This is a genomic window from Pseudomonas sp. LBUM1666, from assembly GCF_059695775.1.
Window position 1 is genome coordinate 5,350,152 of sequence record NZ_CP166789.1, and the last position, 21,388, is coordinate 5,371,539.

Genomic DNA, 21,388 nt, shown 5'->3' on the forward strand with positions numbered 1-21,388 from the left:
TGACGGCAACAGACACCGTCAAAAAGGAACAGTACTCGTGAGACAGGGCACTAAAGCCAAATGAGGGAGGCAAACCGACCGGTGCGTGGGCTGCGACGGTAAGAAAAGAAGCGAGGATCGGTCACGGTGCAGAAACCGCCACCATAAACAGCGGTGACACCGCGAGCGGCCAGGCGCAAACGCGCCAGCTCATAGATGTCAGCCATGAATTTGCCAGCATTTTGACTCGGCACAAAGGCTTTGGCGGCTTCGGGCAATTGCTCGACGAAGGTTTCGCGCACTTCCGGGCCGATTTCAAAGGCTTGCGGGCCAATGGCCGGGCCAAGCCAGACCAGCACTTCTGCTGGTGGCACAGCCAGCGTGTCTAGAGTCGCTTCCAGCACACCCGCCGCTAACCCGCGCCAACCGGCATGGGCCGCCGCGACGCGAGTGCCTGCACGGTCGCAAAACAATGCCGGCAGGCAATCCGCGGTCATCGCCGTGCAGGCAATACCGGGCGTTTCCGTCCAGCTGGCATCGGCAGTGGCCGTAAGGCTTGGGTCTGCGTGGGCCACGGCAATGCCGTGAACCTGCTTTAACCAGGCCGGCTGAATAGAGAAATGATCGGTGAGGCGGCGGCGGTTTTCGGCAACAGCTTCGGGGCTGTCATCGACGTGATCGCCGAGGTTGAGGCTGTCGAACGGCGCCAGACTGACGCCGCCCGCACGGGTGGTAACGCAGGCTTTCACCCCGGCAGGCGCAGGCCAGTCGGGAATTAGCCAGTCACTCATCCGATGAACGCCTCGCGGTCTTGCTTGAGCAGCGTCAGCAACCAGACGAAATCGTCCGGCAGTGGCGATTCCCAGCTCATGCGTTTACCGGTGGTCGGGTGATCCAGCTCCAGGAACCGCGCATGCAGCGCCTGACGCGGGAACGCCTTCAACGATTCGATCATGGTCACACTGGCTGCCGGCGGAATGCGGAAACGACCGCCGTAGGCAGGATCTCCGACCAACGGGAAGTTGATGTGAGCCATATGCACACGAATCTGGTGCGTACGACCGGTTTCCAGCTTCACCCGCACGTGAGTGTGGGAGCGGAAACGCTCGAGCACGCGGTAATGGCTGACGGCTTGCTTGCCACCTTCCATCACGGCCATGCGCTGGCGTTGCTGACCATGACGACCAATCGGCGCGTTGATCTTGCCGCCGGCAGTCACAACACCGATCACGATGCACTCGTAGATCCGGCTTACGCTGCGGCTCTGCAATTGCGTGACAAGCTGTGTCTGCGCCTGAATGGTCTTGGCCACCACCATCAGACCGGTGGTGTCCTTGTCCAGGCGATGCACGATACCGGCGCGGGGCACATTGATGATGTCCGGCACGTGGTGCAGCAAGGCGTTGAGCAAGGTGCCATCAGCGTGACCGGCGGCAGGATGCACCACCAGACCCGCGGGTTTGTTGATCACCAGGATGTCGTCGTCTTCATAGACGATGTCCAGCTCGATGTCTTGAGCGATCCATTCGCCCTGAGCTTCCTGCTCGGCAGTGAGTTCAAGAATGGCACCACCATGAACGATGTCTCGCGGGCGGATAACCGCCCCATCCACAGTCAGGCGGCCGTCTTTGATCCAGGCGGAAAGGCGCGAGCGCGAGTGCTCAGCGAATAATTGTGCGGCGACTTGATCGAGGCGTTGGCCGCCCAATTCGGACGGCACCTCTGCGCGAAGTTCAATTTTATCGGACATGCTCAGACTAGGCGTCGGCACAGCCTTTGGTTTCGGCTGCGCGCTTGTGGTTAAATACGGCGTCTTTTGCCCCGAGGCTATTCAACGGGGCGCTCATCATAACAGGACGGCCCCGCCCAAGACAGCGGCCGTCATAGGGACGCAAGCCGCCATGCAAGTGAAACACCTGCTGCTGATCGCCATCCTCGCATTGACCGCTGCTTGCTCATCGAAGGAAGTCGTAGACGAAAACCTTAGCGAAGTCGAGCTGTACCAGCAGGCTCAGACTGACCTGGACAACAATAGCTACACCGCCGCCACAGCCAAGCTGAAGGCGCTGGAGTCGCGTTACCCGTTCGGTCGCTACGCCGATCAGGCTCAACTCGAGCTCATCTACGCCAACTACAAGAACACCGAGCCTGAAGCTGCGAAGTCCGCCGCCGAGCGCTTCATTCGCCTGCACCCGCAGCACCCGAACGTGGATTACGCGTATTACCTCAAGGGTCTGACTTCTTTCGACCAGGACGTCGGCCTGTTGTCGCGCTTCCTGCCGTTGGACATGACCAAGCGTGACCCGGGTGCCGCTCGCGACTCCTACAACGAGTTCGCCCAGCTGACCAGCCGCTTCCCCAACAGCCGCTACTCGCCGGACGCCAAGCAGCGCATGATCTACCTGCGCAACCTGCTGGCGGCCTACGAGATTCACGTTGCCGACTACTACCTGACCCGTCAGGCCTATGTCGCCGCCGCGAACCGTGGTCGCTACGTGGTGGAAAACTTCCAGGAAACCCCTGCGGTCGGTGACGGCCTGGCGGTGATGACAGAGGCTTACCAGCGTCTGCACCTGGACGACCTGGCTGCCACCAGCCTCGAAACCCTGAAGCTCAACTACCCGAACCATCCAAGCCTGGTCGACGGTCAGTTCAAGCCTTCGGTGGCCGAAGCCGACAACCGTTCGTGGTTGAGCAAGGCGACCCTGGGCCTGATCGAATCCCGTCCACCGCTGCCGCCGGGCGAAACCCGCGCCAACCAGGACGTGCAGAAGCAGTTCCAGGACGCCAAGGACGCCATTCCAAGCGATCTCAAGCCGAAAGATGAAAATGGCGACGTGATCGAGGAAGAGGAACACGAGTCCGAAGCCAATAACAGCGACCGCTCGTGGTTCAGCTACATGACCTTCGGCGTGTTTGACTGACCCGTCGGGTTGTACAAAAAGGAGCCTTTCGAGGCTCCTTTTTTATGGGCTCGATTATTACGCTGTGCGCTGGTCATGTCCTTGGCTAAACTGGCTCATCACTCGTCAAATAGCAGCTCATCATGCTTCGTTTACTGTTCTGGATCGCCCTGATTGCCGCTGCGGTATGGTTCTGGCGCAAGTTCAAGGGCCAGGCTTCTGTGCCCAAGTCCTCTGCCGAGCTGGAAGCGGCCCCCATGGTCCGCTGCGCCCATTGCGGCGTACACCTGCCACGCGACCGCGCGCTGAACCTTCAACAACAGTGGTATTGCAGCCAGGCTCATCTTGAGCAAGGCCCGGGTTCCAGTGATCGCTGAGACCTCCAGTCCCGGCAGCAAACAGGCCCAGCGACTGCTGCGCCTCTATCACCTCTACCGTTTGAGCATCGGCATCACCCTGGTGCTGTTGATCGCCAGCAACATGGACAACCAGCTGCTGACGTTCAGCAATGACGACCTGCTGCGCAGTGGCAGCTGGTTTTACCTGGTGCTGAACATCCTGCTGGTGGTATTCCTCGGGAATACCCGGCGCCCGGCGCAACTGTTCAGCCTGGCGCTGACCGACGTCCTGCTGCTGTGCGGTCTGTTCTACGCCGCCGGCGGTGTGGCCAGCGCCATCGGCAACCTGCTGATCGTATCGGTAGCCATCAGCAACACCTTGTTGCGAGGCCGCATCGGCCTGCTGATTGCCGCCGTTGGCGCGCTCGGCATCGTTGGACTGAGCTTCCTCCTGAGTTTCAGCCATCCCGCCACCCCGAACGATTACCTGCAAGTCGGCACGCTCGGCGCTTTGTGTTTTGCAGCGGCATTGCTGGTGCAAGGGCTGATCCGACGCCTGGAAGTCAGCGAAACCCTCGCCGAACAACGGGCCAGCGAAGTCGTCGGCCTCGAAGCCCTCAACGCCCTGATCCTGCAACGCATGCGAACCGGCATCCTGGTACTCGACGACAAACGGCGGGTTCAATTGGCCAACCACAGCGCGTTGAACCTGTTAGGCAGGGAAAATCTCGCAGGCCAGTTGATCGACGACTACTCACCCAGCCTGGTCGAACGCCTGCAACTGTGGCACAACAATCCGACGCTGCGCCCCCAGAGCCTGAAGGTCGCCAGCAGTGGCCTGGAGCTGCAACCGAGCTTCATTGCCCTGGACCAAAGCCCACACCACCAGACCCTGGTCTTTCTCGAAGACCTCGCGCAAATCGCTCAACAAGCCCAGCAATTGAAGCTCGCCGCCCTCGGTCGCCTGACCGCCGGTATCGCCCATGAAATCCGCAATCCACTGGGCGCCGTTAGTCATGCCGCGCAGCTATTGCAAGAATCAGAGGAACTGAACAGCGCGGATCGACGTCTGACACAGATTATTCAAGACCACTCTCAGCGAATGAATCGGGTAATCGAAAACGTCCTGCAACTGTCCCGCCGCCAGCAAACCGTCGCGCAACGGCTTGATCTGAAGCCGTGGCTGGAACAGTTCGTCAACGAAACCCGCGAGGGGGCGACCGAGCGTCAGCAAATTCACCTGCGCATCGGCTCAGGGGACTTCAAAACCCTGATGGACCCAGACCAACTGACCCAGATTCTCGACAATCTGTTGCGCAACGCCTGGCGCCATAGCGCCTTGAATCACGACCCGCCGCAGGCCTGGCTCGAGTTGTTTGTCGACCCGGACAGTCAGCTGCCGATCCTCGAGGTCCTGGACAATGGCCCCGGCGTGGCACCGGAGCACCAAGTGCACTTATTCGAACCGTTCTTCACCACCAGCACCCAAGGCACCGGCCTGGGGCTTTATCTGTCCCGTGAGCTGTGCGAAAGCAACCAGGCCCGCCTAGACTTCAAACCACGCCAAGGCGGCGGCTGCTTTCGCATCACCTTTGCTCACGGACGGAAACAAAGTTGAACATAAGCCCACGGCAAAAAGTCCTGATCGTCGACGACGAACCGGATATCCGCGAACTCCTGGAAATCACCCTGGGACGGATGAAACTCGACACCTTCAGTGCCCGCAACCTCGGCGAAGCCCAGGCCCTGCTGTCGCGCGAGACGTTCGACCTGTGCCTGACCGATATGCGCCTGCCGGACGGCACCGGCCTTGAGCTGGTGCAACACATCCAGCAACGCCACCCCCAAGTACCGGTGGCAATGATCACCGCTTATGGCAGCCTGGAAACCGCGATCAACGCCCTCAAGGCCGGCGCCTTCGACTTCCTGACCAAACCGGTGGACCTCACTCGCCTGCGGGAACTGGTCAGCAGCGCGCTGCGTTTACCTGCGCCGGGCGGCACCGGTATCGCCATCGATCGCCGGCTGCTGGGTGATTCACCGCCCATGCGCGCCCTGCGCAAACACATCGACAAACTGGCCCGCAGCCAGGCGCCGGTGTACATCAGCGGCGAATCCGGCAGCGGCAAGGAATTGGTCGCGCGACTGATCCATGAGCAAGGACCGCGCGCCAGCCAACCCTTTATCCCGGTCAATTGCGGGGCGATTCCGTCGGAATTGATGGAGAGCGAATTTTTCGGGCATCGCAAAGGCAGCTTCAGCGGTGCCATCGAAGACAAGCCCGGACTGTTCCAGGCTGCCCATGGCGGCACCCTGTTCCTCGACGAAGTGGCTGATTTGCCGCTGGCGATGCAGGTCAAACTGCTACGGGCAATACAGGAAAAAGCCGTTCGCGGTGTCGGCGAGCAACAGGAAACCGTGGTCGATGTGCGTATCCTTTGCGCCACCCACAAAGACCTCGACGCCGAAGTCGCCGCCGAACGCTTTCGCCAGGACTTGTACTACCGGTTGAACGTGATCGAACTACGGGTGCCGCCCTTGCGCGAACGCCGTGACGACATCGAATCCCTCGCCTGCCATGTGCTCAAACGCCTGGCCATCAGCACTGGCCAACCCGCCGCAAAACTCCACCCCCAAGCCCTCGAAGCGCTGAAAAGCTATCGCTTCCCCGGCAATGTGCGGGAACTGGAGAATGTGCTCGAACGGGCTCATACGTTGTGCGAAAACAAGCAGATCGAAACCAGCGACCTGCGACTGGCCGAAGGCAACTGCAACCCGGAAAGCGGTGTGCCGGACCTGACGCAGATCGACAACCTGGAAGACTACCTGGAAAACGTCGAACGCAACCTTATCCTCCAGGCCCTGGAAGAAACCCGCTGGAACCGCACGGCGGCGGCTCAGCGGTTGAATCTTTCATTCAGGTCGATGCGCTACAGGCTCAAGAAACTGGGACTCGATTGAGTCTCAGATCCGTCCAGCCGGCGCATACGGCGCCGGATCAATGATCGGCTCACGCCCCAGCATCACATCCGCAAACAACTGACACGACGCTGGCGCCAGCACCAAGCCATTACGGTAATGCCCGCAATTAAGCCAAAGCCCTTCGAACCCTGGCACCCGACCGATGTAGGGAATACCTTCCGGCGAGCCCGGTCGCAACCCGGCCCAGTGCCCCACGACCTCGGCATCCGCCAGTGCAGGAATCAACTCCACCGCCGACGCCTTCAGGCTCTCCAGGGCAGATTCGGTCGGCGTCTTGTCGAAGCCTTGATGCTCCAGCGTACTGCCGATCAGAATGTGCCCGTCGCGCCGAGGAATCGCATAACGCCCCTTGGCCAGAACCATGCTCGGCAGGAAATCCGCTGCGCATTTGTAGAGAATCATCTGCCCTTTCACCGGCTCGACCGGCAGCTCCAGGCCCAGGCTTTTGAGTAAATCACCGCTCCAGGCACCCGCGGTCAGCACCACCTGATCGCCATGAATCGCTCCCGCCGAGGTCTGCACCCCGACCACCGTCGCGCCTTCACGGATAAACCCGCTGACTTCACACTGCTCATGAATCGTCACGTTCGGCAGCGCCAGCAACGCAGCCTTGAGGGATTTCACCAGCCGAGGATTACGTACATTGGCCACATCGGCCATGTAGATCGCTCGGGAAAAACCGCTCCCCAACACAGGCACCGCGTCGTGAGCCGCCGAGATATCCACAGCCCGCAACGGACGGTTTTCCCGCTCGGCCCAGGCCAGAGCCTCGGCCTCATCATCCAGATCCAGCCAGTACAACCCGGTGGTATGCACCTCGGGATCGACACCGGTGGCTGCAAACAGCCGCTCGCCCAGCTGTGGATAAAAATCCTGGGACCAATGCGCCAACGCGGTGACCGCCGGGCTGTAGCGCCACGGGTAGAGCGGCGAAACGATGCCACCACCCGCCCAGGACGACTCCTGACCGACGTTCGAGCGATCCAGCAGCACAACACTTTGCACTTCGGACGCGAGATTGAACGCCGTCAGCAGGCCAATAACCCCGCCGCCGACAATCACCACTTGCTGTTGCCTGGTCATGTTCTGATCCAACCGTTAAATAGACAGAGGGCGCAAAAGGCGCCCGAAAAAGGAACTCAGCGCCCCCAGCAATCCTTGGTCGTGGCCGTCGCATTGACCATGCTTCTGACGCCAGTGTTGGTGATGGTGAAATCACCGCACTTGTCAGCTGCCATGGCCTTGCCGGGCTTGCGCACCGCCGTCAGCAGGAACGTCTGATCGGTCAGTGTCTGGGTAATGGTGTAAAAGTCATTGCCTGGGCTCAGGCCGGCAACGCCGGTGTAGACATTGCTCTTCGAATAGAAACGCTCGAGGAGCTGCGCCTGCTCGGAGAGCAGCCCGGCCACTTCCGTTCGACGGCCCTTTTTTACGTATTCGGTGAGGCTCGGGTAGCCAATGGTGATGACGATCCCGATGATCGCAATCACGATCATGATTTCGATCAGGGTAAAACCTCGGTTGGATCTGCGCATGCCTCAACTCTCACTTACTGTATTTGTCGCCACATGATGCGACGGTTGACACCACCGCCGGGCTTTTCCACCAGGGAGCTGATGCCACCGCTGGAGTCGTTCACAATCTTTCGGGACGCATTGTTGACGATCGCGTTCAGCGTCGGAATACCACCGGTGAAAATCACCCCGCTGGAAATCGAATCCTTGATGTCGACCAGCCCGTCGCCATTGCTGTCGAGCACCGCGTAATTGAGCATCTTACCGCTGAATGCATCCAGCTCGACCAGTTTGCCGGTACCGAAACTGGCGCAAGGGTCGGTGGTGTCCACGCTGGCCGTGGTGAACACAATCCGGCCGGCCACCAGACTGGCCTGATTGATCACCCGCTCACCGGTTAGCACGTTGTTGTACACCAGTGGCAGGTACCAGCCTTTTTTCGCCGGATAGGTCACGTCGTTCTGGCTGGTGGTGATGAGTTGCCCACTGCTACCCGAGAACACGCCGGTTACCGCCTGCGCCTGCAAGCTGGAAGCGGTGATTTGCCCCGCGCCACCCTCCGCATCCCATACCGCGTAGAACGCCTGTAGATCCTTGTTGGTCTTGTCGGCGGCCTCATTGAATTTGCCGGTGCCGAAAAACACTTCCTTGCCGCCCAATGCGTGATCGGCGAGCAATGGTTGCACGGTGATCGGCTGGGTCGCACCGCCCGCCGTGGTGAATAACGGCTTGCCGGAAAACGCTACCCCCCAGGTGTCGGTGGTGGCGCCACTCAAATTGAACTTCCACAACCGCCCTTTCAGGTCGCCACCATAGGCAGCCTGCACCACATTCTGCGAGTTGACCCGAAGTTTTACAGACGACAGGCCGTTGGTAGTCTCCGCGGCGTCCACCACGATTTTCTTGATCAGCGAGCCGTCGCGGATATCCACCACATACAGCGCTGCCACCCCGGAATTGCTGCCATAACCGTTGGAGATAAACGCGGCCCAGCGACCATCAGCCAAGCGTGCCACGTCGGGGCGCGCATAGGCATAACCCAGATCATTGAAAACGTTCGCTGTATTTGCTGTGGCCGGTGCGCTGATTTCCCACAACGCGTTAGTCACGTTACCGGCCGAGGCGTCGAACAACTGCAGCGCATAGAAGGTTTTGCCGCCCGCCCCTGTTCCACCAATCGCCAGGGTTTTCCAGGCGCTGTTGAGTTGGGCATCGAACACGCCGACTTGGCCATCCACCAGAAACTTGTGGCTTACCCCATTGATGTAAGTGGGGTCAGCGATGGAGCGCAATGATGGAAGCACACTGGAGGGCATATAGCCGTAGCGTCTGACACCGTTGGTCGAGTTGATGACGTTTACAAAACCGTCGTTGGCGTTCACCACCAGGCTGGAGTTCATGTTGGCGGCCTTGGTGGTGAGGTAGGTGCTGTAGGTGGTGTCACCCACAAGATCGGACGCGGTTTTGTCCTTGGGCGCAGCCAACACGAGAGGCGAATTGATGATATCGCCGAGCAATACACTGCGCGCTTTCAACCCGGTTTTGTTGGTGCCCTTGCTCCACTCCACCAGATCACTACCGGTGATGCCGGTGGGCAGCCCCTGGCCGAGGGAGGTCTGCTGGACCGGGGAGAAGTTACTGTAAGCCAGGGTGACAGCGGCGTTGGTCAGGGTGTTCCAGGATTGATAGGTCGGCGCGCTAGCACCGGGCACGATGGTGGTATCGGTCGTCCACAGCACCGCGGCCGTGTTCACCGCGCCCGTAGATGTGAAGCCAAAAGACTTGATGGTGCCGCGCCAGTCCTTGGGGTCGTAGCTGGTCTGGAAATAACTTGAACTGCTGGACAGCGTCGTGCCGCTGGCCACACCACTGCCACCTGAGCCCGCCTTGGAGGTGATGTCGCTCAGGGCCGAAGACAGTGCGCTGTTGAGCCCCACGCCATCGGTCGCCTGGTAATACTTGCCCTGCCCGTAGGTCGCGGCATCCGCCAGCATTTGGTTTGCCGCGGTGAAACCCACGGTGTAGGTATTCATGTTCTGTCTGGGAAAATCCAGGGCATCCCAGCTTTTACCCGCGACATCAACGCCCGAGGAGCGCATGTCGATGTCGAAGGCGAACTTGGCGATATCATCCAGGTAGAGGGTGTCGCCCTCATCGTCGCCGAAGAGGTTGGCGCCATCGTTACTTCTGATCCCGTCCCAGTTCGGTAACCGGCTGCCACCCAGCGGATCGTCGGTCGGAAAAGTTCGGTCGTAGGTAGGTAGACCATCGGTAATCACCACCCCATAGTTTTTCTGGCAACGATACTGGATCGGACTGGTGTAGGTGGCAGGCTTCGAGTTGTTGTACGGCGCGATGCCACGAAAATAGCGGGTGATCTCGTAATAGGCTTCAGCCAGCGGCGTATTAGCCTCCGCGCTCAGTTCGTCGATTCCGGCGATCAATGCGTTGTAGTTGGCATTGGCCTGAGCCTGCGTCACGGTGCCGCTGACGGCCGACAAATCACTGACCGAACGGGCGATGTAACCACCGTCATTCCTATGGTTGCCGACAGCCAGGTTGAACGTCGCCAGGCCAATGCGCAACGAGCGGTTGCCGGCCACCAACGCCTTGGAAACGTTGCGCGCTACATTCATCCTGTAATCATTGGGGATCGAGCCATCGGTGAAGTCCCGGTCGGAATGGTTGGCCAGGCTTATCAGATAGGACAAGTATTTCGCCGTATAACGAGTGTCCTCCCCCCCCACCGGATCGGGAAGCTTCAGGCAAAGTGAATCCAGACCGAGAAAGCTGCTGCTATAAAAACCGTACCATCCTTTCGAACATGTTCCCCGAGTCAAACTCGACAAGGAAATATTGCTATCGGTCATGTCAAGTTCCCGCCCTTTCAAGCACGAACCATTCGAGAGACAAATAGTCACCAGAGTGCGTGGGACCGTCGGGTCGAAGCCAGTCGCCCAGATAATGTTGTTCATACTCCCCGAGTCATCGAGTAACAGCATCACATTGGGTGCCACGGCGGCGGCGCTCAGCAGCGGCGAATCCGAGGGAGTGAAGGCGTAAGTCGGCGCTGTCAGATAAAAGCTCAACGCCGCGCCGCAGAGCAACTGCAACAACCAACGGCGCCAGCCTGTGCGGGTCTCAGTACTTCGCATAGATACTCTCCACCACACTGCGTGAATTGCCCGCGATGCCGATTGCGGTCACCCGGTACAGCGTTGTCGAGGTGTTGCTTGGCACATTCACGGCGGTCAGGGTGGTGCCGATGTTCTGCACCCCGTAAAAACCGCTGCCGGAGGCGATCCAGGTCACCCCCGAGGTGGAATTGAAGCCGGCGCCGGTGATTGTCGACGACTCGGCCGGTGGCGCGCATTGGGTGGTGCCGCTGCAGACCGGCAACGAATAGGTCTCCAGTTGCACCGCGCTTTCACCCACGCGCAACGCCGACTCCGCGCCCTGGAACGACTGATTGCGCAAAGTCACGCTGCCAGCCATTTTTTCCTGCAGGGTGGCGTTTTGCATCGATGAAAGACCGATCAATGTCAGCAATAGAAGAAACACCAGGCTAACCAGCAGCGCCATGCCACGCTGGGCGTGAGGGGTCACGGGAGAAATACTCATCGGCCCTCCCCTCATGGCAAGCGGTTGCGCAGCGCGGCAACCACGTTGAAGGTTTGATTGCGTACCCGGTTGTTCGGGTCGGTGAGGGTCAACGTCAGGCGAACACTACGAATGCGCGCCGAATCAGAGGGGTTGCTGCTGTAACTGGAGGCGGCCACATCAGTAGCGGAACTGGCGAGGCCGAAGCTCACGTTGAAGGCACTGACGTTGTTCACCAGCACCGCCTGAGTCGGCGTGCCGGTGCCGACACCCATCAGCAGTTGATTGTTGCTGAAGCTGTAGATCAAGCGCCGGATCGGAAACGCCAGCTCGCCCGACGTCGGAACTCGGGCGCCCGTGTAGGCCGTTGCGTTGTTCCGACAATCGGAAACCACCGTCCAGGTCGGTACCCCGCCACTGCCGCCGACATCCGCAGTCACCAGAGTCAGTTTGAGGTTGGCGTTGTCCCAACTGATCGGCGTTGTATGGCTGGCATTGAAGTCACCTGCCGAGCTTGAATCGGTGACTGCCCCCAGACATCCGAACATGCCGACCATGCGAATTTCCTGAATCATCTTGCTCAGCACGAAACGCGCATCTTCCTGCATGGCGGCAGCGGCGTTCTGGCTGACATAGGTGTTCTTGGCCGCGATGAAAATCTGCGCCACGCCCAGGACCACGACCAGGCTCAATGCCAGGGCGATCAGTAATTCGATCAGGCCGAAACCTCTGTTGGTCTGGTTCATGGCGTCGACACCGGATCGACGGTGGCGCGACTGGTCAGGACGAAACTGCGCCGCGAATTGGCGATATTCGCAGCCCGCGAGTCATCCCAGGTGATGGTAATGGTGTACACCCGCTGATTGAGCAAAACGCTTCCGGTGGCAGTGGCGCCGCCGAAATTGACAATGTTGGTGGTGAAGTCGTAGAGATCCTGATCCCGGGCGACGCTCAGGTTGCCTGAGGTCGGAGGCGTGACGGTGTAGTCGGCACCGGAGTTGGCGCGAATGCGGTCCATCATGTCGTAGGCGATAAAACTCGCCTGGCTGGTCATCCGCGCGCTGTCAGTGTACTTCAGCGCATTGAGCTGAATCGCCGCCGCCCCCAACAGCCCCACGCTCAGAATCAACAACGCAACCAAGACTTCGATCAGCGTCATGCCCTCCTGTGCACGCTTGCTCCATCCCCTCATCCGCAGCTTCCACCCAATAGAATTCGTCCGTTCAAACACACATTCAGCGTTCTGTTTTGCGCCCCCCGTACGTAGCTGATCACCACCGCCGTGGACGGTGCCGACAACCCGCCAAGGTTGTTGAAATCGATGGCGGTCACTCCTGAGGTTAGCGTCAGAGTCGCCCCGCTGCTCATCGCTGGAACAACCCGCAATACTTTGGCCAATTCGCCAGTCCCGTCATAGACCGAAAGATCCCCGGTCCAGATACTGCCGCCCGCCGTCGGACGAACCCGGGTGGTGACACCTCGATTGATCGCCTCAAGTCGGGCGAAATTCAGACCACGTTGCAGATCGCCGATTTCGGTGTCGGCCTTGGTGATTTGCACCGAACGGGTAAAAGCCGGTACGGCCAGAGTGATCAGGACCAGAAACACCGCGAGCGCAATCAGCAACTCGATCAGCGTGAAACCTTTTGTACGATGATCCATCGGTGCCCTCCGTTGCCGTCGGCTATACCTGCTTCTACACGCTAGAGCATTCGACCGGCAGATGTACGGTTGTTTTGCCATTACTCGCGCAGGGATCGCGCGGGCCGCAGCACTCCAGGGAGGGAGATGACATGCATCAGCGAGGTTTCAGCCTGATCGAACTGCTCATGGGACTGACAATTGTCGGGATTGTTCTGCTGTTGGTCAGTCCGGCATTTGCCGCACTGACTGAATCGAACCATCGCGAGCAGGTGGCAGAGTCGCTTATCAGCGGTATACGCAACGCCAGAACCGTTGCCATCACACGCAACCAGAGCGTCGTGATTCACGCCATCAACGGCGACTGGAGTCAGGGCTGGCGGATCATTCTGGATATCAGTGGTAAAGGGGCGGAGGACAACAGCAATCCGCTGCTGGTTGAGCGCGCGAGTGGCACTCGGGTGCCGATTGTCGGCAATTGGCCGGTCAGGCGATACATACGTTTCAACAGTATTGGCGAGCCACAGATGCCCGGACGGGCCTTTCAAGCGGGGACACTGCACATTTGCGCAGCCCACGAACCGGTCACTCAGCTCCAGGTGGTGCTGGCCGCGACCGGCCGCGTCAGCCTGCGCAGCCATAAGGCTGAGCAGGCGCTGTGTCCTGGGGGTAAAAGCGTTAAAGCAGGGAGCGGACGCGCAACTCTTTAGGCATGGAGAAGGTAATGTTCTCCTCGCGACCGGCCAGTTCATCGGCGCCGGTAGCGCCCCAGGCGTGCAACTGCTGGATCACGCCACGCACCAGGACTTCCGGTGCGGAGGCGCCAGCGGTGATGCCGATTCGTTCGACACCTTCGAACCAGCTCTTTTGCAGGTCTTCGGCGCCGTCGATCAGGTAGGCCGGGGTGGCCATGCGCTCGGCCAGTTCACGCAGGCGATTGGAGTTTGAGCTGTTCGGGCTGCCGACCACCAGTACCACGTCGCACTCGTCGGCCAGTTGCTTGACCGCATCCTGACGATTTTGTGTGGCGTAGCAGATGTCGTCCTTGCGCGGGCCACCGATCGCCGGGAAGCGCGTACGCAGGGCGTCGATGACGCGGCTGGTATCGTCCATGGACAGGGTGGTCTGGGTCACGAACGCCAGTTTTTCAGGGTTGTTGACCTGCAAGGCGGCGACGTCTTTCTCGTCTTCGACCAGGTAGATCGCGCCACCATTGCTGCCATCGTACTGGCCCATGGTGCCTTCGACTTCCGGATGACCGGCGTGGCCGATGAGAATGCATTCACGGCCGTCGCGGCTGTAGCGTGCAACTTCGATGTGTACCTTGGTCACCAGCGGGCAAGTGGCGTCGAACACCTTCAGGCCACGGCCGGCGGCTTCGGTGCGCACGGCCTGGGAAACACCGTGGGCACTGAAGATCACGATGACGTCGTCCGGCACCTGATCCAGTTCTTCGACGAAGATCGCCCCGCGAGCACGCAGGTCTTCGACGACGAATTTGTTGTGGACCACTTCGTGGCGCACGTAGATCGGCGGCCCGAAGACTTCCAGGGCGCGGTTGACGATTTCGATCGCCCGGTCCACACCGGCGCAGAAGCCACGGGGATTGGCGAGTTTGATTTGCATGCTGTGCCTCGTGTCTTGCGCGCAAGAAATAGCGAAAACAGTGAAAACCACTGTGGGAGCGAGCTTGCTCGCGATGGCGGAGTGTCAGTCAACATCAATGTTGAATGTCAGGTACTCATCGCGAGCAAGCTCGCTCCCACATTTGATCCCATACAGCCAGTTACAGCGATTTGACTTCGATGATCTCGACGTCAAAGGTCAATGTCTTGCCGGCCAGCGGGTGGTTGAAGTCGATGGTCACTTGCTCGTCATCGAATTCCTTCACCACGCCCGGTAGCTCAGTATTGGCCGCATCGTTGAAGATCACCAGCAAGCCAGGCGACAGTTCCATGTCCTTGAACTGCGAGCGCGGAATGATCTGCACGTTCTGCGGATTGGGTTGGCCAAAAGCGTTTTCCGGCTGAATCGTCAGCGTACGCTTGTCGCCAGCCTTGAAGCCGAACAGCGCAGCTTCGAACCCTGGCAACAGGTTGCCGTCACCGACCTTGAAGGTCGCCGGGGCTTTGTCGAAGGTGCTGTCGACGGTGTCGCCGTTCTCCAGGCGCAGTGCAAAGTGCAAGGTGACTTCCGTGTTCTGGCGGATGCGTTGCTCAGCCAATACTTGTTCAGTCATGAACGGCTTCTCCGGTCTTCTTACTTTTGAACATGTCCAGCGCAAGCATTACGGCACCGACAGTGATTGCACTGTCGGCAAAGTTGAACGCCGGGAAATACCAGCGGTTCTGCCAATGCACCAGAATGAAGTCGATCACATGGCCCAGGGCAATGCGGTCATACAGATTGCCCAGCGCGCCACCCAGCACCAGCGCTAATGCGACGGCCAGCCAGGTTTCGTTGCGCCCCAGACGCTTGAGCCACACCACCAGCACCGCACTGACCACCACCGCGATCAGGGCAAACAGCCAGCGCTGCCAGCCGGAGCTGTCGGCCAGGAAGCTGAACGCCGCGCCCGTGTTGTAGGCCAGTGTCCAGCTGAACAAATCGGGGATCACCACGATTTGCTGGTACATCTCGAGCTTGCCTTCGAAGTAGAACTTGCTGGCCTGGTCGATAACCAGAACCAGCAAACTCAACCAGAGCCAGCTCAGCCGTCCGAAACGGCCAGCCGCATTAGGCATAGTGACGAACCTCGCCAGCGCCGCTGATGTTGTCGACGCAACGACCGCAGATTTCCGGATGCTCCGGGTTCACGCCGACGTCTTCACGGCAGTGCCAGCAACGGGCGCACTTGGCGAAGGCCGACTTGACGATTTTCAGCTTCAGGCCGCTGACTTCGGTGACTACCGCGTCCGCCGGTGCCTGAACAAAAGGCGCCACGCTGGCGGTCGAGGTGATCAGCACGAAGCGCAGTTCGTTGCTCAGCTTGGCCAGGTCGGCACTCAGCGCCTCTTCGGCGAACAGCGTCACTTCGGCTTGCAGGTTGCCACCGACGGCCTTGGCCGCGCGCTGGATTTCCATTTCCTTGTTGACCGCGACCTTCACCGCCATGATCCGCTCCCAGTAGGCACGGCCCAGTTCGACGTTGTCCGGCAGTTCGGTCAGGCCTTCGTACCAGGTGTTGAGCATCACCGACTCGTTGCGCTCGCCCGGCAGGTATTCCCACAGCTCGTCGGCGGTGAATGCCAGGATCGGAGCGATCCAGCGCACCAGCGCTTCGGAGATGTGGTACAGCGCGGTTTGCGCCGAACGGCGGGCCTTGCTGTTGGCGCCAGTGGTGTACTGACGGTCCTTGATGATGTCGAGGTAGAAACCGCCCAACTCCTGCACGCAGAAGTTGTGGATCTTGGAGTAGACGTTCCAGAAGCGGTATTCGCCGTAATGCTCTTGCAGCTCGCGTTGCAGCAGCAAGGTGCGATCCACGGCCCAACGGTCCAGCGCCAGCATTTCTTCGGCCGGCAGGATGTCGGTAGCCGGGTTGAAACCGGTCAGGTTGGAGAGCAGGAAGCGCGCGGTGTTACGGATCCGCCGGTAGGCGTCCGCACTGCGCTGCAGGATCTGCTCGGAAACCGCCATTTCACCCGAGTAATCGGTGGAAGCAACCCACAGACGCATGATGTCGGCGCCCAGGGTGTCGTTGACTTTTTGCGGCGCGATCACGTTGCCCAAGGATTTGGACATCTTGCGGCCGGACTCATCGACGGTGAAGCCGTGAGTCAGCAGTTCGCGGTATGGCGCGTGGTTGTCGATGGCGCAACCGGTCAGCAACGACGAGTGGAACCAGCCACGGTGTTGATCCGAGCCTTCCAGGTACAAGTCGGCACGCGGGCCGGTCTCGTGACCCATCGGGTGCGAACCGCGCAGGACGTGCCAGTGCGTGGTGCCCGAATCGAACCAGACATCGAGGGTGTCGCTGATCTTGTCGTACTGCGGCGCTTCGTCACCGAGCAACTCGGCAGCGTCCATCTTGAACCAGGCTTCGATGCCTTCGACTTCGACGCGCTTGGCGACTTCTTCCATCAATTCAGCGGTACGTGGGTGCAGCTCGCCGCTTTCCTTGTTCAGGAAGAACGGGATCGGCACGCCCCAGTTACGCTGACGGGAGATGCACCAGTCCGGACGGTTGGCGATCATCGAGTGCAGGCGCGCCTGGCCCCAGGTCGGAACGAACTTGGTCTCTTCGATGGCTTTGATCGCCCGCTTGCGCAGGGTGTCGCCGGTCACAGGTTCTTTGTCCATGCCGATGAACCACTGCGCGGTGGCGCGGTAGATCAGCGGAGTCTTGTGACGCCAGCAGTGCATGTAGCTGTGTTCGATGATGCTGGTGTGCAGCAGCGCACCCACTTCGGTCAACTTGTCGACGATGGCCGGGTTGGCCTTCCAGATGAACTGGCCGCCGAAGAACTCCAGCGACGGTACGTAAACGCCGTTGCTTTGTACCGGATTGATGATGTCGTCGTTGACCATGCCGTACTTCTTGCAGGTCACGAAGTCGTCTACGCCGTAGGCTGGCGAGGAGTGAACCACGCCCGTGCCAGCGCCCAGTTCAACGTACTCGGCCAGGTAAACCGGCGACAGACGATCGTAGAACGGGTGACGGAAGTTGATCAGGTCCAGCTCTTTACCGGTGGTGGTCGCAATGACCGCGCCTTCCAGGCTGTAACGGGCCAGGCACGACTCGACCAGCTCTTCAGCCAGCACCAGCAGTTTGTCGCCGACGTCGACCAGGGCGTAGTTGAATTCCGGGTGAACGTTCAACGCCTGGTTGGCTGGGATGGTCCACGGGGTGGTGGTCCAGATCACGATCGAAGCGGGTTTGCCCAGCGACGGCAGACCGAAAGCGGCAGCCAGCTTGGCTTCGTCGGCAATCGGGAAGGCTACGTCGATGGTCGAGGATTTTTTGTTCTCGTACTCGACTTCTGCTTCAGCCAGGGCCGAACCGCAGTCGAAGCACCAGTTCACAGGCTTCAGGCCCTTGAACACGAAACCGCCCTTGACGATTTCAGCCAGGGCGCGGATTTCACCGGCCTCGTTTTTGAAGTCCATGGTCTTGTACGGGTTGGCGAAATCGCCCAACACGCCCAGACGGATGAATTCGGACTTCTGGCCTTCGATCTGCTCGGTGGCGTAGGCACGGCACAGTTCGCGGGTTTTGTCCGCGCCCAGGTTTTTACCGTGGGTCACTTCGACTTTGTGCTCGATCGGCAGACCGTGGCAGTCCCAGCCCGGAACATAAGGCGCATCGAAACCCGACAGGGTTTTCGAGCGGATGATCATGTCCTTGAGAATCTTGTTCAGCGCATGACCGATGTGAATCGTGCCGTTGGCGTACGGAGGACCGTCGTGAAGTACGAACTTCGGACGATCCTTGCCAATCTCGCGCAACTTACCGTACAGGCCAATGCTGTCCCAGCGCTGCAGAATCTGCGGTTCGCGCTGAGGCAGGCCGGCCTTCATTGGGAAGGCGGTGTCCGGAAGGTTTAGCGTGGCTTTATAGTCGGTCATTTAAGGCTCTTCATTAGCGATTGGCGCTAGGTGCGACAGGGCACGGGCGGCGGCAACATCCGCATTGATCGCCGTCTTAAGCGCCTCCAGAGAGGCGAAACGCTGCTCTTCACGCAGCTTGTGGTGGAAAACCACCGTCAAACGCCGGTCATACAGATCGCCGGCAAAATCTAAAAGATGCACTTCGAGGTGGGCTTTGCCATCACCTTGAACGGTTGGCCGCACGCCAATGTTGGCGACGCCTGGCCAGGTCTTGCCGTCGATGTCGACGTTGACCAGGTAAACCCCGGTCAGCGGCACGCGACGACGCTTGAGTTGTATGTTGGCCGTGGGCGTACCCAACTGGCGCGCCAGCTTCTGGCCGTGCAGAACCCGCCCGGCAATCCGGAACGGACGACCGAGCAGTCGCTCGGCCAGTGCAAAATCGGCAGCAGCCAATGCATTGCGGACTTGCGTGCTGCTGACTCGAATACCGTCCAGCTCCACAGTTTGCGCCGCTTCCACGGTAAAACCCTGAAGGACGCCAGCCTGCTGCAGGAAATCGAAATCCCCTACCCGGTCACAGCCGAAACGGAAGTCGTCACCGACCTCCAGGTGCTGGACACCGAGGCCGTCCACCAGAATGGTGTCGACGAATTCGGCGGCGCTGAGCTTGCTCAGGCGATGGTTGAAGGCCAGGCACAGGACCCGGTCGACACCTTCCTCGGCCAGCAGCTGCAGCTTGTCCCGCAGCCGGGCCAGACGGGCCGGCGCCGTATCAGGGGCGAAGAACTCTCGCGGCTGCGGCTCAAAAATCACCACGCAGCTGGGCACGCCCAACTCGAGCGCACGCTCACGGAGCCTCGCCAGGATAGCCTGGTGGCCACGGTGAACACCGTCAAAGTTGCCAATAGTGGCGACACAGCCCCGATGCTGGGGGCGCAGGTTGTGGAGGCCTCGAACCAGCTGCATAACGCGCTTCTTGCTCATAAAGTGGTCGATTATAACCACACCCGGCGGCCGACGACAGGCAACACCGTAACCCAAAGTGATCGAGCCGACAAAACCGTCGATTCGCCCGTGTTTATCAAAGCAAAGACCTCAGCCCAAGGTCTTGCGATTGAAGTCGCGCAAACGGAAGCCCATCAACAGCAACATGCCGAAATAAGCGACCACACCGGCAACGACCAATGCGCCCAGACGCAGGAACCGCTCCAGCATATGCCCCTGATCCCAGGCTGGCATGAAATGCATTCCGACCAGTAACACAGCAGACATCACCAACACTGCAATCACTAGCTTGAAGCCGAACTTCGCCCAACCTGGTTGCGGCTCATACATCTGCTGCTTGCGCAGTTGATAGAACAGCAGACCGGCGTTAATGCACGCGCCGATGCTGATAGCCAGCGCCAGACCGGCGTGGGCCAACGGGCCGATCAACACCAGGTTGAACAATTGGGTAACGATCAGGGTGAAAATCGCGATTTTTACCGGCGTACGGATGTTTTGTTGCGCATAAAAGCCAGGCGCCAGCACTTTAATCACGATTATCCCGAGCAAACCGACCGAATAAGCGATCAGCGCCCGTTGGGTCATGGAGGCGTCAAACGCGCTGAACTGGCCGTACTGGAATAAAGAAACCGTCAGCGGCTCGGCGAGAATCCCCAGCGCCAGGGAGCACGGCAACACCAGCATGAAGCACAGGCGCAGCCCCCAATCGAGGATTCGCGAGTATTCCTGGCGATCCTTGCTGGCGTAGGTCTTGGCCAGGGTCGGCAGGAGAATCGTGCCCAGCGCCACGCCCAGCACACCGGACGGTAATTCCATCAAACGGTCGGCGTAGTACATCCATGACACGGAACCGGCGACCAGGAACGAGGCGAAAATGGTATTGATGATCAGCGAAATCTGGCTCACGGACACACCGAGAATCGCCGGCAGCATTTGCTTCATGACCCGCCAGACGCCGCTGTCACGCAGGTTCAGTCGTGGCAACACCAGCAGGCCGATCTTTTTCAGGTGCGGCAGCTGATAGAGCAATTGCGCCAGACCACCCACCAGTACTGCCCAGCCCAGCGCCATGACCGGCGGATCGAAGTACGGCGTCAGGAACACCGAAAAGATGATCATGCTGACGTTGAGCAGGGTCGGCACGAAGGCCGGCACCGAGAAGCGGTTATAGGTGTTGAGGATCGCCCCGGCCAATGAAGACAGGGAGATCAGCAATATATAAGGAAAGGTCACGCGCAACAGACTAGCCGTCAGCTCGAATTTTTCCGGCGTATCGGTGAAACCCGGCGCGGTCGCCCAGATGACCCACGGCGCAGCGATCATGCCCAAAGCGGTGACCAACGCCAGCACCAGGGTCAGCAGGCCCGAGACGTAGGCAATGAAGGTTCGCGTCGCCTCCTCGCCCTTCTGGTTTTTATATTCAGCAAGAATCGGCACGAATGCCTGGGAAAAAGCCCCCTCGGCGAAGATCCGCCGCAGCAGATTGGGCAATTTGAAGGCGATAAAGAAGGCGTCGGTCGCCATCCCCGCACCAAATGTACGCGCGATAAGGGTGTCACGAACGAACCCCAGAATCCGGGAAAGCATCGTGATAGAGCTGACGGCGGCCAACGATTTGAGCAGATTCATTGAAAGAGTTTGTGCCTGTCGATAAACAGCAGGCGAACAAAGCGCCTACTTATGCGATACTCCGCGCCGCAGCAGCACAGAGCCAAAGCTCGCGAGTTTACAGGTCAAGCGCCGGAAATAAATATCCCGCCTCTTTATACCTACCACTTAGCGGAACGTCTCAACCGCCCTTGACAAGACATCAACTCATCGGCATGATTCGCGGCCTATTTTGTTTGCTATTTCCTAAAAAGTCTTTCGAGGA

The 21,388-nt window shown here is 59.7% G+C and carries 20 protein-coding genes; 5 read left to right on the top strand and 15 right to left on the bottom strand.

Features of this window, described 5'->3' with window-relative positions:
* Positions 1–50 precede the first annotated feature (50 nt).
* Positions 51–770 (bottom strand): peptidoglycan editing factor PgeF, encoded by a 720-nt coding sequence (gene pgeF / locus ACA056_RS24670; protein WP_497268426.1) that lies wholly within the window; start codon positions 768–770, stop codon positions 51–53.
* Complete coding sequence (rluD, locus tag ACA056_RS24675) at positions 767–1,729, bottom strand: 23S rRNA pseudouridine(1911/1915/1917) synthase RluD (RefSeq protein WP_046048807.1); 963 nt, start codon at positions 1,727–1,729, stop codon at positions 767–769. Before rluD ends, pgeF begins: the two co-directional genes overlap by 4 nt.
* A 151-nt stretch (positions 1,730–1,880) precedes the next feature.
* On the opposite strand from rluD, the gene ACA056_RS24680 reads away from it, so the two are divergent.
* From ACA056_RS24680 to ACA056_RS24695, 4 genes are all read left to right on the top strand, one after another.
* Positions 1,881–2,903 carry an outer membrane protein assembly factor BamD gene (locus ACA056_RS24680; RefSeq protein WP_497268428.1) on the top strand — a complete coding sequence of 341 codons (1,023 nt, stop codon included), beginning with the start codon at positions 1,881–1,883 and terminating at the stop codon, positions 2,901–2,903.
* 122 nt (positions 2,904–3,025) lie between these two features.
* Positions 3,026–3,259, top strand: a complete 234-nt coding sequence (locus tag ACA056_RS24685) for a PP0621 family protein (RefSeq protein ID WP_046048805.1) — start codon at positions 3,026–3,028, stop codon at positions 3,257–3,259.
* Positions 3,249–4,838, top strand: coding sequence for a sensor histidine kinase (locus ACA056_RS24690; RefSeq protein WP_497268430.1), 1,590 nt, complete (start codon positions 3,249–3,251; stop codon positions 4,836–4,838). The genes ACA056_RS24685 and ACA056_RS24690 overlap by 11 nt, the downstream gene beginning before the upstream one ends.
* On the top strand, positions 4,835–6,181 hold the full coding sequence (locus ACA056_RS24695) for a sigma-54-dependent transcriptional regulator (RefSeq protein ID WP_497268432.1): 1,347 nt from the start codon (positions 4,835–4,837) through the stop codon (positions 6,179–6,181). The genes ACA056_RS24690 and ACA056_RS24695 overlap by 4 nt, the downstream gene beginning before the upstream one ends.
* Positions 6,182–6,184: 3 nt before the next feature.
* Here ACA056_RS24695 and thiO read toward each other — a convergent pair whose 3' ends face one another.
* Genes thiO through ACA056_RS24730 form a run of 7 tightly spaced genes read right to left on the bottom strand, consistent with a single transcriptional unit; the run spans position 6,185 to position 12,978 of the window.
* Positions 6,185–7,285: a glycine oxidase ThiO gene (thiO, locus tag ACA056_RS24700; RefSeq protein ID WP_497268434.1), complete on the bottom strand. Its 1,101-nt coding sequence runs from the start codon at positions 7,283–7,285 to the stop codon at positions 6,185–6,187.
* 56 nt (positions 7,286–7,341) lie between these two features.
* Positions 7,342–7,737, bottom strand: a complete 396-nt coding sequence (locus ACA056_RS24705; protein ID WP_497268436.1) for a type IV pilin protein — start codon at positions 7,735–7,737, stop codon at positions 7,342–7,344.
* Between the two features lie 14 nt (positions 7,738–7,751).
* Complete coding sequence (locus ACA056_RS24710) at positions 7,752–10,871, bottom strand: pilus assembly protein (RefSeq protein WP_497268438.1); 3,120 nt, start codon at positions 10,869–10,871, stop codon at positions 7,752–7,754.
* Positions 10,858–11,337, bottom strand: coding sequence for a pilus assembly PilX family protein (locus ACA056_RS24715; RefSeq protein WP_497268440.1), 480 nt, complete (start codon positions 11,335–11,337; stop codon positions 10,858–10,860). Before ACA056_RS24715 ends, ACA056_RS24710 begins: the two co-directional genes overlap by 14 nt.
* An 11-nt stretch (positions 11,338–11,348) precedes the next feature.
* Positions 11,349–12,062 (bottom strand): PilW family protein, encoded by a 714-nt coding sequence (locus ACA056_RS24720; protein WP_497268442.1) that lies wholly within the window; start codon positions 12,060–12,062, stop codon positions 11,349–11,351.
* Entirely contained in the window at positions 12,059–12,508 is a 450-nt protein-coding gene (gene pilV / locus ACA056_RS24725) for a type IV pilus modification protein PilV (protein WP_497268444.1), read from the bottom strand. The genes ACA056_RS24720 and pilV overlap by 4 nt, the downstream gene beginning before the upstream one ends.
* Entirely contained in the window at positions 12,505–12,978 is a 474-nt protein-coding gene (locus tag ACA056_RS24730; RefSeq protein WP_497268446.1) for a GspH/FimT family pseudopilin, read from the bottom strand. Before ACA056_RS24730 ends, pilV begins: the two co-directional genes overlap by 4 nt.
* 131 nt (positions 12,979–13,109) lie before the next feature.
* Between ACA056_RS24730 and ACA056_RS24735 the strand changes: the two genes are divergently transcribed.
* A complete protein-coding gene (locus ACA056_RS24735; RefSeq protein ID WP_497268448.1) occupies positions 13,110–13,667 on the top strand; it encodes a GspH/FimT family pseudopilin in 558 nt (185 codons plus the stop codon).
* Here ACA056_RS24735 and ispH read toward each other — a convergent pair.
* The 6 genes from ispH to murJ all read right to left on the bottom strand — a co-directional run bounded on the left by ispH (position 13,636) and on the right by murJ (position 21,144).
* Positions 13,636–14,583 (bottom strand): 4-hydroxy-3-methylbut-2-enyl diphosphate reductase, encoded by a 948-nt coding sequence (ispH, locus tag ACA056_RS24740; RefSeq protein WP_462033358.1) that lies wholly within the window; start codon positions 14,581–14,583, stop codon positions 13,636–13,638. The two genes, ACA056_RS24735 and ispH, sit on opposite strands and share 32 nt — an antisense overlap.
* A gap of 160 nt (positions 14,584–14,743) precedes the next feature.
* Positions 14,744–15,181, bottom strand: a complete 438-nt coding sequence (gene fkpB / locus ACA056_RS24745; protein WP_497273596.1) for an FKBP-type peptidyl-prolyl cis-trans isomerase — start codon at positions 15,179–15,181, stop codon at positions 14,744–14,746.
* Between the two features lie 7 nt (positions 15,182–15,188).
* The gene (gene lspA, locus ACA056_RS24750) at positions 15,189–15,701 is read right to left on the bottom strand and encodes a signal peptidase II (RefSeq protein ID WP_033054294.1); all 513 of its coding nucleotides are present in this window, start codon (positions 15,699–15,701) and stop codon (positions 15,189–15,191) included.
* Positions 15,694–18,525 (bottom strand): isoleucine--tRNA ligase, encoded by a 2,832-nt coding sequence (ileS, locus tag ACA056_RS24755; RefSeq protein ID WP_497268451.1) that lies wholly within the window; start codon positions 18,523–18,525, stop codon positions 15,694–15,696. Before ileS ends, lspA begins: the two co-directional genes overlap by 8 nt.
* On the bottom strand, positions 18,526–19,476 hold the full coding sequence (gene ribF / locus ACA056_RS24760; protein ID WP_415759073.1) for a bifunctional riboflavin kinase/FAD synthetase: 951 nt from the start codon (positions 19,474–19,476) through the stop codon (positions 18,526–18,528).
* Positions 19,477–19,605: 129 nt separating this feature from the next.
* Positions 19,606–21,144, bottom strand: a complete 1,539-nt coding sequence (murJ, locus tag ACA056_RS24765) for a murein biosynthesis integral membrane protein MurJ (protein WP_497268453.1) — start codon at positions 21,142–21,144, stop codon at positions 19,606–19,608.
* Positions 21,145–21,388: the final 244 nt, after the last annotated feature.

Bases quoted from the DNA above. Each gene is read 5' to 3' on its own strand.
- pgeF (WP_497268426.1), bottom strand. From the start codon at position 770: ATGAGTGACTGGCTAATTCCCGACTGGCCTGCGCCTGCCGGGGTGAAA.
- rluD (WP_046048807.1), bottom strand. From the start codon at position 1,729: ATGTCCGATAAAATTGAACTTCGCGCAGAGGTGCCGTCCGAATTGGGC.
- ACA056_RS24680 (WP_497268428.1), top strand. From the start codon at position 1,881: ATGCAAGTGAAACACCTGCTGCTGATCGCCATCCTCGCATTGACCGCT.
- ACA056_RS24685 (WP_046048805.1), top strand. From the start codon at position 3,026: ATGCTTCGTTTACTGTTCTGGATCGCCCTGATTGCCGCTGCGGTATGG.
- thiO (WP_497268434.1), bottom strand. From the start codon at position 7,285: ATGACCAGGCAACAGCAAGTGGTGATTGTCGGCGGCGGGGTTATTGGC.
- ACA056_RS24705 (WP_497268436.1), bottom strand. From the start codon at position 7,737: ATGCGCAGATCCAACCGAGGTTTTACCCTGATCGAAATCATGATCGTG.
- ACA056_RS24710 (WP_497268438.1), bottom strand. From the start codon at position 10,871: ATGCGAAGTACTGAGACCCGCACAGGCTGGCGCCGTTGGTTGTTGCAG.
- ACA056_RS24715 (WP_497268440.1), bottom strand. From the start codon at position 11,337: ATGAGTATTTCTCCCGTGACCCCTCACGCCCAGCGTGGCATGGCGCTG.
- ACA056_RS24720 (WP_497268442.1), bottom strand. From the start codon at position 12,062: ATGAACCAGACCAACAGAGGTTTCGGCCTGATCGAATTACTGATCGCC.
- pilV (WP_497268444.1), bottom strand. From the start codon at position 12,508: ATGAGGGGATGGAGCAAGCGTGCACAGGAGGGCATGACGCTGATCGAA.
- ACA056_RS24730 (WP_497268446.1), bottom strand. From the start codon at position 12,978: ATGGATCATCGTACAAAAGGTTTCACGCTGATCGAGTTGCTGATTGCG.
- ACA056_RS24735 (WP_497268448.1), top strand. From the start codon at position 13,110: ATGCATCAGCGAGGTTTCAGCCTGATCGAACTGCTCATGGGACTGACA.
- ispH (WP_462033358.1), bottom strand. From the start codon at position 14,583: ATGCAAATCAAACTCGCCAATCCCCGTGGCTTCTGCGCCGGTGTGGAC.
- lspA (WP_033054294.1), bottom strand. From the start codon at position 15,701: ATGCCTAATGCGGCTGGCCGTTTCGGACGGCTGAGCTGGCTCTGGTTG.
- ileS (WP_497268451.1), bottom strand. From the start codon at position 18,525: ATGACCGACTATAAAGCCACGCTAAACCTTCCGGACACCGCCTTCCCA.
- ribF (WP_415759073.1), bottom strand. From the start codon at position 19,476: ATGCAGCTGGTTCGAGGCCTCCACAACCTGCGCCCCCAGCATCGGGGC.
- murJ (WP_497268453.1), bottom strand. From the start codon at position 21,144: ATGAATCTGCTCAAATCGTTGGCCGCCGTCAGCTCTATCACGATGCTT.